Origin of the sequence: Streptomyces sp. 351MFTsu5.1, from assembly GCF_000383655.1 — a bacterium.
In the GTDB taxonomy this organism is placed as follows: domain Bacteria; phylum Actinomycetota; class Actinomycetes; order Streptomycetales; family Streptomycetaceae; genus Streptomyces; species Streptomyces griseorubiginosus.
Genome location: NZ_KB911775.1, coordinates 498,026 through 513,686, shown reverse-complemented (window position 1 = coordinate 513,686; position 15,661 = coordinate 498,026). Strand labels below are relative to the sequence as shown.

Here is a 15,661-nt window from a genome sequence, read left to right as displayed (position 1 = left end):
CCGATTCTGATCGCTACGGGACAGTGCATAGAGATACCTGAGTGGCTCCTGCACGCCTGTGTGACCGGCGCCAACTTCGGCGAGACTACAGCCTCTTCGGACAGCGCTTCCCGCCACCCCGAGTCAAGAATCCGTTACAACCTGGCGGCGCACCGCGCGCCGGTTTCGCCTTTCCTTCACAACCCGATGGTGATGGAGGCCAATTGTGACCAGGCCGGTCTTGACTGGGCGAGAACAGGCTGGATTGGATCAGTGCAAAGGCTTCCCCCGAGGCCGAGAGCTTCACCGCAAGCTCCCTGAATCCCCTTGAGTCCCCCAGAGTCCGGAACGGGAATCGTGACTGTTACCGCCGTACACCGCAGGTCCCTCAGGAAGAACCCCGGCCTGGCCGCCGTCGCGCTGGCCGCCGCCACGGTCCTGCTGGCGGGATGCGGTTCCTCCGACAAGACCTCCGACCCCCTCAACGAGGACAGCGCGGGTGCCGGCAGCGGTGACACCGTCGTCGTCGGCTCCAACAACTTCGCCGAGAGCATCCTGCTCGCCGACATCTACGGCGAGGCCCTGAAGGCCAAGGGCGTCAAGGTCAGCTACAAGCCCAACATCGGCAGCCGCGAGACCACGTACGGCCTGCTGAAGAACGGCTCGATCACCGTCCTGCCCGAGTACAACGGCTCGCTGCTGGCCTACCTGGACAAGGACGCGGCGCAGGAGTCGGCCGAGGCCGTGAACACCGCGGTCAAGGCCAAGCTCGACCCCAAGCTGACGTTCCTCGACTCGGCGCCGGCGGAGGACAAGGACTCGGTCTCGGTCAACGCGGCGACCGCGAAGAAGTACAACCTGACCGCCGAGTCCACCCTCGCCGACCTCAAGAGCATCGCCGGGGACCTGGTCATCGGCGGCTCGCCCGAGTTCCAGACCCGGCAGCAGGGCCTGCTCGGCCTCGAGTCGCAGTACGGCCTGAAGTTCAAGTCGTTCAAGGCGCTCGACGCGGGCGGTCCGCTGACGCAGGCGGCGCTGAAGAAGGACACCGTGCAGGCGGCGGACATCTTCACGACCGACCCGACCATCACCAAGGAGAAGTTCGTCGTCCTGAAGGACCCGAAGAACCTCTTCGGCTTCGCGAACGTGACCCCGCTGGTGTACAAGTCCGGTCTCAGCAAGGACGGCGTGGCCGCGCTGAACGCGGTCTCCGCCAAGCTGGACACCAAGGCGCTCCTCGACATGGACTCCCAGGTCCAGCTGGAGAACAAGGACCCGCTGGACGTGGCGAAGGCCTGGCTGAAGACGAACGGCCTGGGCTGACCCACCCGCGCCGGGCCGCGGCCCCTGCCGTGCACCGGCGGCCGCGCCCGACGCCGGACCACTGATCTGCGGCGTTGTCGTCGGTTGGGGCCCCTCCCGCTCGAAACAACCTCGCGCGGGAGGGGCCCCCGACGCGTCGTCGCCCTTCTCCGCCGTGCACCGCGCAGCACCGGACCCGGCTCACTGTGCCGCTCAGCAGCGCTTCTTGCAGCCCGCCTGGTCCGCCGGACGGCCCTAGTCGTCGACCGCCGCGGCGATCAGCAGGTCCAGGAGGGCGATCAGGACGTCCCGGGAGGAGTCGCGGCGGCGTGCGTCGCACAGCACCACCGGGACGTGCTCCGGCAGCGCGAGGGACTCCCTGATGTCCTCGGCGGGGTAGGGGTGCCGGCCGTCGAAGCCGTTCACGGCGACGACGAAGGGGATGTGCCGGCGCTCGAAGAAGTCCACCGCGGCGAAGCTCGACTCGGGGCGGCGGACGTCGATCAGGACGACCGCGCCCAGGGCGCCCACCGCGAGGTCGTTCCACATGAACCAGAACCGCTGCTGGCCCGGGGTGCCGAAGAGGTAGAGCACCAGTTCGTCGCTGATGGTGATCCGGCCGAAGTCCATGGCCACGGTGGTGGCCCGCTTCTGCTCGATCCCGGCGAGGTCGTCGACGCCCAGACCGGCGACGGTGAGCGGTTCCTCCGTGCGCAGCGGGGTGATCTCGCTGACCGAGCCGACCATCGTGGTCTTGCCGACGCCGAAGCCCCCGGCGATCAGGATCTTGACGGTGTCGGGCGGGGCGGGAGTCTCAGCGGTCCCGCGGGTGCCCGTCTCAGAGCCGGCCAAGGCCTTCCCTCACTTTCTGCAACAGGTCCAGATCCGGGGTGCGGGGCGAGACGGGATGCGGGGGATGCGCGGTGATCAGGCCCGCCTCCAGCAGATCGCAGAGCATGATGACGACCACGCTGACCGGCAGGTCGAGCAGCGCGGCGAGTTCTGCCACGGCGACCGGGCGGGCGCACCGGCGCAGGATGCGGCTCTGCTCGGGCTGCGGGCGCGGGGCCCGCTCCGGTGGCGGATCCACCGCGGTCACCGTCGTGATGAGGGTGAAGTCGGCACGGCTGGGCCGCGTCCGTCCGCCGGTCAGGGCGAACGGACGCACCAGCCGGCCCGCCGCTTCGCTGTCGGTCACCTCACCCCGCCGGTGGGGCCGATGCCGGCCCGCGGTGCCGCGCTGAGGTGCTCGCCGATCTTCTTCACCAGCATGTTCATCTGGTACGCCACGACGCCGACATCGGCGTTCGGCCCGGTGAGGACGACGAGGTGGGCGCCGGGCCCGGCCGAGGTCAGGATGAGGAAGCTGTTGGCCATCTCGATGAGCGCCTGGCGCACCGGGCCGCCCCGGAAGTCCATGCTGACGCCCTTGCTGAGGCTCATCAGACCGGACGCGGTCGCCGCCAGCCGCTCGGCGTCGTCGCGCAGGAACCCGGTGGACTTGCTGACGACCAGCCCGTCCTCGGAGAGCACGACGGCCTGCGTCACGTCGGCGACCCGCTCCACGAGTCCGGTGAGCAGCTGGTCCAGCTGGGTGTGCGTGGCGGGGGTGGGGCGTGTCATGGCGTGTCCTTCATGAGCGATCGGTGTGGGGAGCGCGTGCGGTGACGGCCGGGTCCTGCGGGGCGTCCGGGGGGCTGTCGGGGGGCTCGCGGTCCCCGGGGGTGTCGAGCGGGTCGATCCCGTATGCGGTGGCCTCCTTCGGTACGTCGGCTGCGGCGCTGTCGGCGTCGGCGACCGGCTCCGGCGAACTCTCCGGGTCCTGGAGCGGGTCGTCGAGGGGGGCGTCCTCGTCGCGGGCGCGCCGCGTGCCGCGCTGGAACCCGGCGAGCGAGGAGGCCGCGTGGTCGGCCGTGAAGTCCTCGACATCGCACTCCTCCGCACCGGCGACCGGGGCCTCCTCCCGCAGCTCGACGGCGAGACTGGTCTGCGGCACCCGCCGGGGGAGCGGGGCCAGGCCGTCGGCGCGGGGAGCGGTGACAGCGGGCCCGGCACCGTGAGCGCCCTGAGCGTCCTGCGCGTGCGCCGCGTCCGCCGAGCCCGCCGCGTGCGAGTCGGCCGTGTCCGCGGAACGGCCCGTGCCGCCTTCGCTGTTCGTGCCGCCTTCCCCGGCAGCCGCCCGGACCCCGCTGCCCTCCGGCCCCGCCGTGTCCGGCGAGCCCGGGAGCGCCGCGGAGTCCGTCGTACCGGCCCCGGCCGCGGCCGCCGTGTCCGTCGTACCGGCCCCGGCCGCCGTGTCCGCCGTACGGTCCGATCCCGCCGCGCGCGCGGTACTCGCGGGGCCGCCCGACACCTCGGCGAGCCCGTCGGCCGCACCCGAACCGCCGTACGAGGCAGCGGTGTTGCCCGTCGCACCGGCGGAGCCCGTCGCGTCCGCCCCGGCCTCCTCCCGTACGACGATCTCGTGCGGGATCAGCACGATCGCCGTCGTCCCCCCGTACGGCGAGGACCGCAGCGTCACCTGGATGCCGTGGCGGTTGGCGAGCCGGGCGATGACGAACATGCCGAGGCGGAGGTCGTCGGCGAGGGCGACCACGTCGAACTTGGGCGCCTCGGCCAGGTGGGTGTTGAAGGAGGCGTACTCCTCCTCCGACATGCCGAGCCCCCGGTCCTCGACCTCGACGACCAGCCCCTTGGCGACCAGCCCCGCCCGCACCCCGACCGGGCTCGGCGCGGGGGAGTACAGCGTGGCGTTCTCGATCAGCTCGGCCAGCAGGTGGATCACGTCGGCGACCGCGGGCGGCGCCAGGCAGACCTCCTCGTCGGTGTGCACCTCGACCCGCTGGTACTCGGCGACCTCGCCCACCGCGCTGCGCAGGATGTCGATCAGCGCGACCGGCTCGGTCCAGCTGCGGCGCGGCTGCCCGCCGCTGATGATGACCAGGTTCTCCTCGTACCGCCGCAACTGGCTTGCCGTGGAGTCCAGTTCGTACAGGCCCGCCAGGACGTCCGGGTCCTGGTGCTCGCGCTCCAGCGTGTCCAGTCGGCTGAGCTGGAGGTTGACGAGGTTCTGGCTCTGCCGGGCGATCCCGAGGATCACCTTCTGGAACCCCCGCCGGGTGTCGGCGAGTTCGACGGCGGTCTCCACGGCCGTCCGCTGTGCCGTGTTGAACGCCTTGGCCACCTGGCCGAGTTCGTCCGGGCCGTAGTCCAGTTCCGGAGCGGCCCTGTCCATGTCGACCTTCTCGCCCCGCTCCAGCCGCGCCACCACGTCCGGCAGCCGCTCCTGTGCGAGACCCAGCGTGGCCATCCGCAGGCCGCGCAGGCGCCGGGACAGCGAACGGGTGATCCGCCACGACATGATCAGGCAGATCAGCAGCGCGAACAGTCCGACCGCGCTGAGCGAGGCGGCCGTCAGCAGTTGCTCGTGGGCCTTGTCCGCGCTCCTGGTCAGCAGTCCCGAGGTCTGCTGCCGGATCAGGGCGCTGTAGCGGACGGAGACCTCGGCCATCGCGGCCGTCCACTGCTTGCGCGCGTTCGGCAGGGCCACCTGCCCCGTGCCGTCGGACGGCCGTGCGGCGAGCACCTGGTCCTCGACGGACAGCAGGGTCTGCCAGTCCTCGCTCGTGAGGATCCGCTCGGTCTCCGTCTTCGCGCTGCCGCTCAGCGCGGGCACGATCTGGTCCTCGACCAGCCACCGCCGCGTGTTCACCAGTTGGACGAACTCCGCCCAGTCCTTCTCGCCGAGGTGCCCGGAGGGCCAGGCCAGGGTGAGCTCGACGTCCTCCTGCGCGGTCAGCTCCGCCGCGTGCTCCAGGGCGACGAGCGGACCGGCCTGCGAGGTGAGGTCGCCGTCGTCGACCTGGGAGAGCTGCTGGAAGGCATGGACCTGGTCGTCGATGATCGACGTGTACTGGTCAAGGGCCTGCTCGGCGGTGATGTCGGTGGGGTGGTCCACCTGGCCGCGGTAGTACTCCAGGCTGCCGACCGAGCCGAGGACCGAGTACAGCTTGTCGGCGACGCGCGCGGGCGCCTGCTGGATCTGGTCGGAATGGCCGACGAGCTGGGCCACCGCCTTGTCGGTGTCCGCGCGTTTGCGGTCCAGCACCGCCCGGGCGCCGGGCACCCCGGTGAGCCACGCGGCGGAGGCGGAACGCTCCCCCTGGAGCGCGAGCGTGGTCTCGGTGCCCATCGCGCCGGTCGACCGGCTGAGATCCGTCTGCGAGCGCAGCCGCAGGCCCTCCGAGAACAACTGCGTGGTCGTCACACCCCACATGGCGGCGAGCGTCACGCTCGGCACCAGCGCCAGCAGGATGAGGGAGAGACGTATGGAACCGAGGCGGCGCCGGGCACCTTTCCGGTCGGGCATGGTCGTCCTTGGGCGGTCAGGGGGAGGGGTTTCCCGAGGTAGGGGTCAACGGGTGCCGGCGGCTGCGAACTTCGCGACAGCCGCGACGTTCGTCCGGGTGACGAAGGCGGGCCCGGTGAGCACGGGGGCCACGCCGCCCCCGCTGATGTTGCCGTTGTGCCGGTACAGCCACAGCGAGTCCACCGCGAGGTAGCCCTGGAGGTACGGCTGCTGGTCCACCGCGAACTGTACGGTCCCGGTGCGGATCGCCTTGACCAGGTCGTCGTTGAGGTCGAAGGTGGCGACGTGGGCCCTGCTGCCCGCCGCCTTCACCGAACCCACCGCGTCCAGCGCGAACTGCGCGCCCAGGGTGACGATCTCGTCGATCCCGGGTTCCTGCCGCAGCTTCGCGGTGAGCACCGCGTCCACCGCGTCGGGGTCGGTGCCCTCCACGTAGAGGTTCTCGGTCTCGCCGCCGAACGTCTTCTTCACACCGGCGCAGCGCGCCTCCAGGGCGACGTTGCCCCGCTCGTGGATGACGCACAGCGCGTGCTTGGCCCGCAGGCCGTTCAGCTTGTTCCCCACGGCCGCGCCGGCGACGCTCTCGTCCTGGCCGAAGTACTCGAGCAGGCCCTGCGACTTCCAGGCGTCGATACCGGAGTTGAGACCGACGACCGGGATGCCCGCCGCGAGGGCCGCGGCCACCGGTGCCTTCATGGCGGTCGGCTTGGCCAGGGTGACCGCGATGCCGTCGACGTGGTCGCCGATCGCGTCCCGCACCAGTTGGGCCTGGCCCGCGGGGTCGGAGTCGTTGGCGTAGGTCAGCTCGACACCGTCCTTCGCGGCGGCGGTGGCGGCTCCCTTGCGCACGAGCTCCCAGAAGGCGTCGTCCTTGCCGGCGTGGGTGAGCAGGGCGATCCTCATCCGTGCCGTGCCCGCGCCGTCCGTGCCCGCGGCGAGCCCTGTGTCCCCGGGGCCGGAGCCGGAGCCGGAGCAGCCGGCGAGCAGCAGGACGACGACGGAGGCCACGGCGGCGGCGGACAGGAATCCGGAGCGGGCCCGAGGTGGGGGAGGAGGGTTCATGGGTGCGGCACCTCGCTGTGCGGCCGAGCAGGCGGAACGCGAAAGGGCGGCCGGAACGCGGGCGCGTCGACCGTTTGAACTTTCACTGGCCAGGAGCCAACCGCGTGTGACCGCCGGTAGTCAAGTGATCAGCCCCTTGTAGTGACTTCTCGGTTCCGCATCGTAATGATCTTTCCGCCCGGGGCGGCGGAGAGAGCCGGAGACGGGCGGGCGTCCCTGGCTAGGATCACGTGAATGGCCACAGAACCCACGATCGTCGCGACCTCCGGAGGACACCGCACCGGTGGCCGCACCATGGTGTCCTTCCACGCGCTGGTCCATCACGCGGTCGAGCTGTCGGGCGTCCACGGGCGCAGACCGCGCGTGATGTACGTCGGTACGGCCATCGGGGACGCCGAGCACTTCACGGCCCGGATGCACGAGGCGGCCCGGGTGGCCGGCTTCGACCTCACTCCGCTCCATCTCTTCCCCATGCCCAACCTGGACGACGTCGAGGGCACCGTCCTGGAGCAGGACGTGGTGTGGGTGATGGGCGGCTCCGCGGCGAACCTGCTCGCGGTGTGGCGGGTCCACGGCCTCGACCGGATCATGCGCCGGGCATGGGAGTCCGGCGTGGTGCTGAGCGGTGTCAGCGCGGGCTCCCTGTGCTGGTTCCAGGGCGGCACCACCGACTCGTACGGCCCCGAACTCCGCCCGCTCACCGACGGGTTGGGCCTTCTGCCGTACGGCAACGGGGTGCACTACGACAGTGACCCGGGCCGCCGCCCCCTGGTCCACCGGCTGGTCGCGGACGGCACCCTGCCGGAGACCCACTGCACGGACGACGGCGTGGGCCTCGTCTACCGCGGCACCGAACTCGTCGAGGCCGTCACGGAGATCCCCGGCAAGTCCGCCTGGACCGTCACCCGCGACGGCACCGGCACCCGAGAGGAACGCATCGAGCCACGCAGGCTGCCTGGGGTGTGAGGGGGGCGGTGCGTGCGCGGTGCGGGGGGTGCCTTCGTGGGTTCGTGCCGCGCGGGGCTCGTGAGGCGAGGGGGCGCCGGGGCGGACCGTGCGGGCTGCCCGGTGGGTGAGCGGGCTCCCGTCGGCGCGGGCCCGTGAAGTCGGACCGCACCCTCCCCGAACCGCACCGCGCAGGCGAGTGGGATGTGCCGACGCCCTGGCGCCGGGGGAGAACGCGGCGAACCGCGCAGGCTGCCCGGTGTGACGGGGGTGCCTGCGCGGTTCGGTCCCGGGAGGGGGGCGGATCCGGCGGTCCGCGGGGGTGTTGCTAACGCGGGGTTCGGGTCACTGCGCGGTCTGCGGGGTGCCCGTGGCCATCCCGGCCGTGCCCGTGCCGTGGTCGGGCCGGTCGGTGTCGTACGACGGACCGTCCTGGGCCGTCTGCTGCACCTGCTTGCGCCGGTCGCGACGGCTCACCCGCTGGTCCTGCTCGGGCAGCCAGCCGAAGGTGAGGACGCTGCCCACGACCCCCAGCAGGAGGCCGACCATGAAGCCGCCCAGGTTCGAGGTGAGCCAGGTGCCCATCGAGCACAGGACGCCGACGATCGAGTAGAACAGCCGCTGCCCCGGGCTGAAGAGGATCAGCAGACCCACCAGGAGCATCAGGGCCGGCAGGAGATAGCCCGCCACCCCCTGCATCCCGACATGCATGACGACCTTGATCGAGGCCTTCATGGTGAGCAGGATCCAGGCCCCGCCGAGGGTGAGCCACAGCCCACCCCAGAAGGGGCGTCCGTACACCCAGCGGGTGAACGCGTCCTGACGGAGGGCGGGTTGCCCCCCGTCGCCGGGCCGGTCGCCGTCCACCGGCTCCCGGCCGTCCAGCGGCTCCTGGCTCTCCATCAGCAACCCGAGCTGCTGAAGCTCATCTTGAGGCCGGGCAGCTTGAAGACACCCGCCGTGGTGGCGTAGTTGGTCTGCCGCAGGTTGGCGATGTACACCGTGTCGGCCTGCTGGCTGAAGACACCGAGGGGGCCCTTGACGCCCGCCTTGGTGAGGGTGCTGGCGTCGTTGCCGATCTCGATGTTGTCGAAGGAGGCGTCACCGGACAGCTCGGTGGAGTCCGTGGTGAGGTCGGTCGCCTCGACCTTCTTGGTGCCCTGGCCCGCCTTGATGAGCAGGTTGGTGCCACCGAGGTCGACGCTCTGGCACAGCTTGGTGAGGGTCGCGCTCTTGATGGCGGAGGTCATCACGAGGACCTGCCCACCGGTGTCACCGGCGTTCGGGCTGTTGTCCGCCATGTTGTCGAGGCCGCCGAACTGCTCGAACCCGGTGCCGTTGAGCTCCGTCGCGGTGACCGTGAACGGCATGCCGGAGATGGCGAACTGGACTCCGAGCGCACCCTCGGCGGTCATGATCGCGAGACCCGCGGTGATCGCGACGGCCGGCACCGCCATGATCGCGGCCCGGCGACCCCGAACCCGGCCGCGTCTCGCGGAGCCGTCGGGGGCTTGTGGCGCGGAACCGCTTTCGGGGGTCTCGAAGGTGTTGCCGACGGACGAGGCCATGTGCTGCTCCCAGGGACTTAGTCAACGCAAGTGGGGCTCACGTGCGGATGTGCGGCTTCAGTGGCTCGGTGTCCTGGCGCGGACATCGGCTGCGGTGCACGCCCCGTCACACCCCTCGGCGGCTGCAAGGGCTTTCCGGTGCGTACTCCGCAGTAACGCCACGGAAGTTACCGGCGGTTACGCTCATGGGTCAAGCAAGTTGTGAGTAAAGGGTGTTGATTATGCGTCATCTGTGATCCACAAGGGCCAGACATGCAGAAAAAAGCGCTGATTGAAGATCAACTCCCTTTCGATGCCTTGACGTTGACGGATGATCAGGTCTACAACTCTCCTGGCTTCCCCCGGATCCGTGGCGCCGGATCCAAGCCTTCGGGCGGTACCTGTCCGCTTTCCCGGACCATCTGTCCTTCACGGGCTCTTCACCGCCCGAGTTCGACCCTCCCACCGGCACCCGTGCGACCGCTTTCCCCCCTGGGGTCGCATCGGGCCGGCCACCTCCCGCCCGGCCCGGTCGGAGCCCTCCCCCATAGGGCCTCGGCCGGTCACCGGCCGGCTGCCGTTGCCGGTCCGTCACGTACGGAGAAGGCGTGACGGGTCGGCAACGGCGGACGCCGCCATGCGTCCGCGCTCCCCCTCACCCACCCTCACCTCATGAAAGAGGCAATCCCGCATGCGTATGCGTTCTCTGGTCTCCCTCACCGCCGCTGCCGCCGCCCTCGCGCTCCCGGTGGCCGTGGCCGCCTCGGCCCCCGCCGCCGCGGACGACGTCGCGGTCCTCACCACCGGCGCCGTCGGCGGCCCCGCCGTCGCCGAGGGCTCGACCATCACGGCGTCCCTGGCGAGCGGCACCTCCGCGACCCTCTACTCCACCGCGACCGGCACCAGCGGCATCACCTGTGGCACCTCCACGTTCACCGCCACGGTGGGCAGCAACCCGACCGCGCCGGGCACCGCCGTCGAGTCCCTGACCGGGCAGACCTTCGGCAACTGCACCTCGAACGTGGTCGGCGTCCTCGGCGTCACCAGCATCACGGTGAACAACCTGGCCTACACCACCGACGTCTCCTCCGACGGCACCGTCTCCGTGACCCCGTCCAGCGGTCCCATCCAGACCACCGTCGTGCTGCGCACCCTGCTCGGCAGTGTCAGCTGCGTCTACCAGGCCGCGGCCGGTCTGTCCGGCACCGCCGACAACAGCGACAACAGCATCAAGTTCGCCAACCAGCAGTTCAGCCGCACCTCCGGCTCCTCGCTGTGCCCCGCCAGCGGCTTCTGGACCGCGAAGTACAGCCCGGTGACGGCGGGCGGCGAAGCGGTCTACGTCAACTGAACTCCGTGACCCGGTAGTTCAGCGCCGACGCAGGCGAAGTACCAGGGCGGCGCCACCGGTGAGTACCAACACCCCGGCGGCGCCGCCCGCCAGCATGGGCGCGGACGGCGCCGAGTCGGCGGCCACCGGCGTGGAGTCGGGGGCCGCCGCGGCCGCGGACCCGGCCACGGAGGGAGCCGGCGTGGAGGGTGCGGCGGGAGCCGACGCCGTCGGACTCTTCGCGGGCTCCTTCTTCGCCGCCTCCTTCTCGGCTTCCTTCTCCGCTTCCTTCTCCGTGGCCTTCGAGGGCGACGGCGACGCGGCGCCGCCGGCCTGCTTCCCGGCCGCCGCCGCGAACACCACGTCCGAGCACGAGTAGTACGTGTCCGCCGTACTGCTGTTCTGCCAGATCGTGTACAGCACCTGCCGGCCCGTACGGTCCTTCGGCAGCGTCATCCTGATCCGATACGCCCCGTTCGTCAGCGCCGGGTCCTTCACCTGAGCGAACGGCTGCTCCGGCAGATCGGACCACCTCAACGGCTTCGACGGGTCGTAGCCCGGCTCGGTGAGGTACATCCGGAAGGTGCCGGTGTGCGGGATCGTCGAGGCGTACTTCATGGTCAGCGTCGCACCGGGGGACAGCCGGGTCGCCGGCCAGTCCGAGCGGGCCAGGTCGAGGCCCTTGTAGGCGGGCAGTCCACCGCTGCACAGCTCGCCGTCCGGGATCGTCTGCCGGTCCCGGCCGTTCACGTTCGCGACCCGCAGGTTGTCCCATGCGGTGAAGGGCGAGCCGTTCGCCGCGACGGCCGCCCGGCACGCGGCGGTGCCGGTGGAGGCGCCGTCGGGGGAGCAGGCGAAGACCCGGCTCACCGGATCCGTGGGAGCGCCGTGCGCCTGCGCGGGCGTCGCCGCGAACACGGTCAGCAGGAACGGTGTCAGGGCGGCGACCGCCGCACTTGTACGACGGGCTGTGGTCCAGGGCATCCGGGCCATCCGGAACGCCTCCTCGGGCGGCGCGGGAAAGACGGGCTTCCGTGCAGTACGCGGCACGGGCCCCGCACGTTCACCGGCGCACCGGAACGTTCGCCGGCGACCGGTTCACCGGCGCACCGGAACGTCCGCTCGCGACCGGTTCAGCGGCGCCCCCCGTCCGTCCGCGGGCAGACGCGGTCAAAGCGGCCGTCTTCGGTCAACCGGCCACCTGACAGGGGGTGTTCCCGGCCGCATCAAGGGTTTCCCCTGTATCCGCATGACCAGCTCTTTGCCTATCGTTCGACCACAGCTGACCCACAGGTAACCCCGAACAGGTCACGCACGCACCCCCTCTCTGCCCGGCCGGCCGCCGCGCTCCTGGCTTCACCCCCCCGCCGCTTCATCGCCGAAGCGAACCGTTTGCCGCTCCGCGCTGCCCGGAGCACGGCCACGAAAGGCAAGAACCTTGCGCACCTCCCCCTCCCTCCGGCGGAAGCTGATATCCGCCGCCGCCGTCTCCGCGGCCCTGCTCTCCGTCGGCACCGCGTCCGTCGCCGCCGCCCAGGACGCCCCCGCCGAGAGCGCCGGAGTGCCGGCCGCGCTCACCGAGGCCGCTCCCGGCGTCCAGGCCGAGCGCCTGATCGTCGGCTACAGGTCCGGTGCCGCCGAGGCCACCTCCAACAAGGCCGCCGAGGCCGACGCCGCCGCCAAGGACGCCGACTTCCAGCGCAGACTCGGCACCGGGGCCGCCCTGGTCGACCTGGGCGCGAACCCCAGCACGGCCGAAGTCGCCGACGCCGTCGCCGAGTTCAAGGCGGACCCGCAGGTCGCCTACGTCGTGCCGGACCGTCTGAACAAGCCGCAGGCGGACCCGAACGACACCGAGTACGCCAAGCAGTGGGACCTGTTCGAGACCACGGCGGGCATGAACGTGCCGGGCGCCTGGACCACCTCCACCGGCACCGGCGTCACCGTCGCCGTCATCGACACCGGTTACGTCACCCACAGCGACCTGGCCGCGAACATCGTCGCCGGCTACGACTTCATCTCCGACACCGCGGTCTCCGTCGACGGCGACGGCCGCGACAGCAACCCGGCCGACCCGGGCGACTACTACGCGGCCAACGAGTGCGGATCGGGCATCCCGGCCTCCACCTCCTCCTGGCACGGCACGCACGTCGCCGGCACCATCGCCGCGGTCACCAACAACAGCAAGGGTGTCGCGGGCATCGCGTACGGCGCGAAGATCTCCCCGCTGCGCGTCCTCGGCAAGTGCGGCGGCTACGACTCCGACATCATCGACGCCATCACCTGGGCGTCCGGCGGCTCCGTCTCCGGCGTGCCCGCCAACACCAACGTCGCCAAGGTCATCAACATGAGCCTCGGCGGCGACGGCGCCTGCACCTCGGCGACCCAGACCGCCATCAACAACGCCGTCAGCCGCGGTACGACGGTCGTCGTGGCCGCCGGCAACGACAACGAGAACGTCTCCGGGCACTCCCCGGGCAACTGCAACAACATCATCTCGGTCGCCGCCACCAACCGCACCGGCGCCAAGGCCTCCTACTCCAACTACGGCTCCCTGGTGGACATCTCGGCCCCCGGCGGCCAGACCAGCACCGGCACCGCCAACGGCATCCTGTCCACCCTCAACTCCGGCGCCTCGACGCCCTCTTCGGAGTCGTACGCCTACTACCAGGGCACCAGCATGGCCACCCCGCACATCGCGGGCCTGGTCGCCCTGGTGAAGTCGGCGAACCCCGCGCTGACCCCGGCGCAGATCGAGACCGCCATCAAGAACAACGCCCGTCCGCTGCCCGGCGCCTGCTCCGGCGGCTGCGGAGCGGGTCTCGCGGACGCGGCGAAGACCGTCGCGGCCGTGAGCGGCGGCGGTACGACGACGGGCACGACCTTCTCCAGCAGCACCGTCGTCGCCATCCCCGACAACGGATCGGCGATCGAGTCCCCCGTCACCGTCAGCGGCCGCAGCGGCAACGCCCCCTCGACCCTCCAGGTCGGCGTCGACATCACCCACACCTACCGCGGTGACCTGGTGATCGGTCTCGTCGCCCCGGACGGCACGGTGTACAGCCTGAAGACGGCCAGCTCCTCGGACTCCGCCGACGACGTCAAAACCACCTACACGGTGAACGCCTCCTCCGAGACCGCCAACGGCACCTGGAAGCTGCGCGTCCAGGACACGGCCGCGCAGGACACGGGCACGCTCAACAGCTGGAAGCTGACCTTCTGAGCCTCCCTCTCCGACGGGACGGGCCGGCCGGTGCGTTGGGAGCACCGGCCGGCCCGTCCCGTGTGTGTCGTATGCAGAGGCGCGCCCCGCACCTCACGCCTCGGCGCCCACCAGTTCACCGCTCTGCGCCGACGCCAGCACCCGCGCCGCCCGGTCCGGCCGGGTGTCGAGGCCGCTCAGCAGCCCCGGCACCGCGATGCTCGGCAGCAGATGGGACCACAGGACCGAGATGCGGTGTCCCAGGTCCTCCCGGGCGTGCAGCGCCCGGGACATCAGCTGCACCCCGGCGAAGGCTCCCACCAGCAGATCCGCTGTGTCGCGCGGCTGCACGGTCGGCAGCAACTCGCCCTGGTCCCGGGCCCCTTGCAGCATCTCCACCACCCGGTCGCTCCACTGCCTGAACGGTCCCGTGTGATCGACCCCGGGCGGTGCGCACTGGTCCAGCGTCAGCCGCACACTCCCCTTCAGCAGGGAGTTGGTCCGCAGCCGGTGCCCGAAGACGAACGTCATGTCGACGATCTCCTGGAGCCGGCACGGATGCGGCGGCACGTCCCCCAGCGACAACTGCTCGTCCAGCACCGCCTGGGCGAGGGACTCCTTGGAGGGGAAGTGGAAGTACAGTGCGCCTTTGGTGACTTCGGCCCGCTCCAGCACCATGGCGATGGTGGCCGCCGCGTACCCGTGCTCGTCGAAGACGGCGCCCGCCGCCTCCACGATCGTCCTGCGTGTCCTGACGGCGCGCTCCTGTCTCGCCACAAGAACCCCTCCCATGAGCCGAGTCGGGTATCTTCCGGTCTCGATCAGGTCACATTGAAAACAGACCGGAATCCCTCGTACTCTATCGCCCATCGGCACGGGCACCTCGCCGTCCGTCATCGCTCCGTGGGAACCGCTTCGGGGGAACGAGGGGGAGACATGCCAGAGTCGCGGCAGTTCGCGGAACTCCCGTCCGAGGCCGGGCCCCTGACGGCGACCGTCCCCCGTGAACTCGTGCACCGCGTGTCCGTGGCGGAGACCCTCCTCACCGGCTGGACCAGGAGCGGCCCCGACCGCTTCACGCTCACGGCCCAGTGGCCGCGTGCCCACCAGTTACACGTGTCGGCGGACCGCTCCGCCTATGAGCCGCTCCTGGTGGCAGAAACGGTCCGCCAGTGCGGGGCGCTGCTCGCCCACACCGCCTACGAGGTTCCGATCGGTCATCAGTTCGTCCTCAGGGAACTGCGGGTCGACACCCGTCCCGAGCATCTGGCGGTCGGCTCCGTCCCCGCCGAGCCCGTCGTCGACATCACCGTCGAGACGGTCCGCCGCACCGCGGGCCGCCCCGCCGGACTGCGCTACGACGCCGTCGTGCGCCTCGGCCCGGAACGCGTCGGGACCGGTCGCATCGCCGTGAGCTGGACGAAGGAGGCCGTCTACCGCCGGATGCGCGGGGGACGCACCGCCGACGTGGGGGCGCTGCGGCTGCCCCGGCCGCCTCCGGAACCGTTACCGGCCGCCACGGTGGGGCGGGCCCTGCGCGCCGACGTGCTCCTGTCGCCCACCGGCCGTCCCGGCCGCTGGCGGCTCAGAGTCGATTCCGCGCACCCCGTTTTCTTCGACCACCCGCTGGACCACGTCCCCGGCATGCTCCTCCTGGAGGCCGCCCGCCAGGCCGCACGTGCGCACGGCGGTCCGGACGGCCCGGTGCCCGCCTCCCTGCACGCCACGTTTCACCAGTTCACCGAACTCGACAGACCGGTCTGGATCGAGGTGAGCGGTGCGGACGGCGCCGACGTACAAGTCGTAGCGCTGCAAGGGGAGTCGGTGGCCTTCGAATGCCGTGTGGGCGCCGTCGCGGGGTGAGTTATCGTGTACGGAGAGTTAGAAACAAACGGCATGCCCCGTTCTTTTCCTTCCCAGGAGTG

Annotated in this window: 14 protein-coding genes; 5 read left to right on the top strand and 9 right to left on the bottom strand. The window is 71.0% G+C overall.

The genetic code is table 11. The features are described from left to right. The first annotated feature begins 336 nt into the window (after positions 1-336). A complete protein-coding gene (locus H295_RS0102230) occupies positions 337-1,302 on the top strand; it encodes an ABC transporter substrate-binding protein (protein ID WP_020133715.1) in 966 nt (321 codons plus the stop codon). A gap of 234 nt (positions 1,303-1,536) precedes the next feature. On the opposite strand, the gene H295_RS0102225 is transcribed toward H295_RS0102230, so the two are convergent. The 5 genes from H295_RS0102225 to H295_RS0102205 are packed head-to-tail and all read right to left on the bottom strand — an operon-like array spanning position 1,537 to position 6,712. After that, entirely contained in the window at positions 1,537-2,133 is a 597-nt protein-coding gene (locus H295_RS0102225) for a GTP-binding protein (RefSeq protein ID WP_020133714.1), read from the bottom strand. Beyond that, positions 2,120-2,479, bottom strand: a complete 360-nt coding sequence (locus H295_RS0102220; RefSeq protein WP_020133713.1) for a DUF742 domain-containing protein — start codon at positions 2,477-2,479, stop codon at positions 2,120-2,122. Before H295_RS0102220 ends, H295_RS0102225 begins: the two co-directional genes overlap by 14 nt. Then, positions 2,476-2,904, bottom strand: coding sequence for a roadblock/LC7 domain-containing protein (locus H295_RS0102215; RefSeq protein WP_020133712.1), 429 nt, complete (start codon positions 2,902-2,904; stop codon positions 2,476-2,478). Before H295_RS0102215 ends, H295_RS0102220 begins: the two co-directional genes overlap by 4 nt. 10 nt (positions 2,905-2,914) lie before the next feature. Beyond that, positions 2,915-5,650: a nitrate- and nitrite sensing domain-containing protein gene (locus tag H295_RS0102210; protein ID WP_020133711.1), complete on the bottom strand. Its 2,736-nt coding sequence runs from the start codon at positions 5,648-5,650 to the stop codon at positions 2,915-2,917. Between the two features lie 45 nt (positions 5,651-5,695). After that, positions 5,696-6,712 carry a substrate-binding domain-containing protein gene (locus H295_RS0102205; protein WP_028808975.1) on the bottom strand — a complete coding sequence of 339 codons (1,017 nt, stop codon included), beginning with the start codon at positions 6,710-6,712 and terminating at the stop codon, positions 5,696-5,698. 234 nt (positions 6,713-6,946) lie between these two features. Here H295_RS0102205 and H295_RS0102200 point away from each other — a divergent pair, with 234 nt between their 5' ends. Further along, positions 6,947-7,678, top strand: coding sequence for a peptidase E (locus H295_RS0102200; protein WP_020133709.1), 732 nt, complete (start codon positions 6,947-6,949; stop codon positions 7,676-7,678). Between the two features lie 324 nt (positions 7,679-8,002). On the opposite strand, the gene H295_RS0102195 is transcribed toward H295_RS0102200, so the two are convergent. Next, positions 8,003-8,560 carry a DUF6114 domain-containing protein gene (locus tag H295_RS0102195; RefSeq protein WP_020133708.1) on the bottom strand — a complete coding sequence of 186 codons (558 nt, stop codon included), beginning with the start codon at positions 8,558-8,560 and terminating at the stop codon, positions 8,003-8,005. Beyond that, positions 8,560-9,225 carry a DUF6230 family protein gene (locus tag H295_RS0102190; RefSeq protein WP_020133707.1) on the bottom strand — a complete coding sequence of 222 codons (666 nt, stop codon included), beginning with the start codon at positions 9,223-9,225 and terminating at the stop codon, positions 8,560-8,562. The genes H295_RS0102195 and H295_RS0102190 overlap by 1 nt, the downstream gene beginning before the upstream one ends. Positions 9,226-9,895: 670 nt before the next feature. On the opposite strand from H295_RS0102190, the gene H295_RS0102185 reads away from it, so the two are divergent. After that, a complete protein-coding gene (locus H295_RS0102185; RefSeq protein ID WP_028808974.1) occupies positions 9,896-10,555 on the top strand; it encodes a hypothetical protein in 660 nt (219 codons plus the stop codon). Between the two features lie 18 nt (positions 10,556-10,573). Here H295_RS0102185 and H295_RS0102180 read toward each other — a convergent pair whose 3' ends face one another. Further along, positions 10,574-11,527 carry a lytic polysaccharide monooxygenase auxiliary activity family 9 protein gene (locus H295_RS0102180; protein ID WP_020133705.1) on the bottom strand — a complete coding sequence of 318 codons (954 nt, stop codon included), beginning with the start codon at positions 11,525-11,527 and terminating at the stop codon, positions 10,574-10,576. A 445-nt stretch (positions 11,528-11,972) separates the two neighbouring features. On the opposite strand from H295_RS0102180, the gene H295_RS0102170 reads away from it, so the two are divergent. Then, positions 11,973-13,757 carry a S8 family peptidase gene (locus H295_RS0102170; protein ID WP_020133703.1) on the top strand — a complete coding sequence of 595 codons (1,785 nt, stop codon included), beginning with the start codon at positions 11,973-11,975 and terminating at the stop codon, positions 13,755-13,757. A gap of 93 nt (positions 13,758-13,850) precedes the next feature. On the opposite strand, the gene H295_RS0102165 is transcribed toward H295_RS0102170, so the two are convergent. Continuing rightward, entirely contained in the window at positions 13,851-14,513 is a 663-nt protein-coding gene (locus H295_RS0102165) for a ScbR family autoregulator-binding transcription factor (protein WP_028808973.1), read from the bottom strand. A gap of 159 nt (positions 14,514-14,672) precedes the next feature. Between H295_RS0102165 and H295_RS0102160 the strand changes: the two genes are divergently transcribed. Beyond that, positions 14,673-15,599 (top strand): ScbA/BarX family gamma-butyrolactone biosynthesis protein, encoded by a 927-nt coding sequence (locus H295_RS0102160; protein WP_020133701.1) that lies wholly within the window; start codon positions 14,673-14,675, stop codon positions 15,597-15,599. The last annotated feature ends 62 nt before the right edge of the window (positions 15,600-15,661 follow it).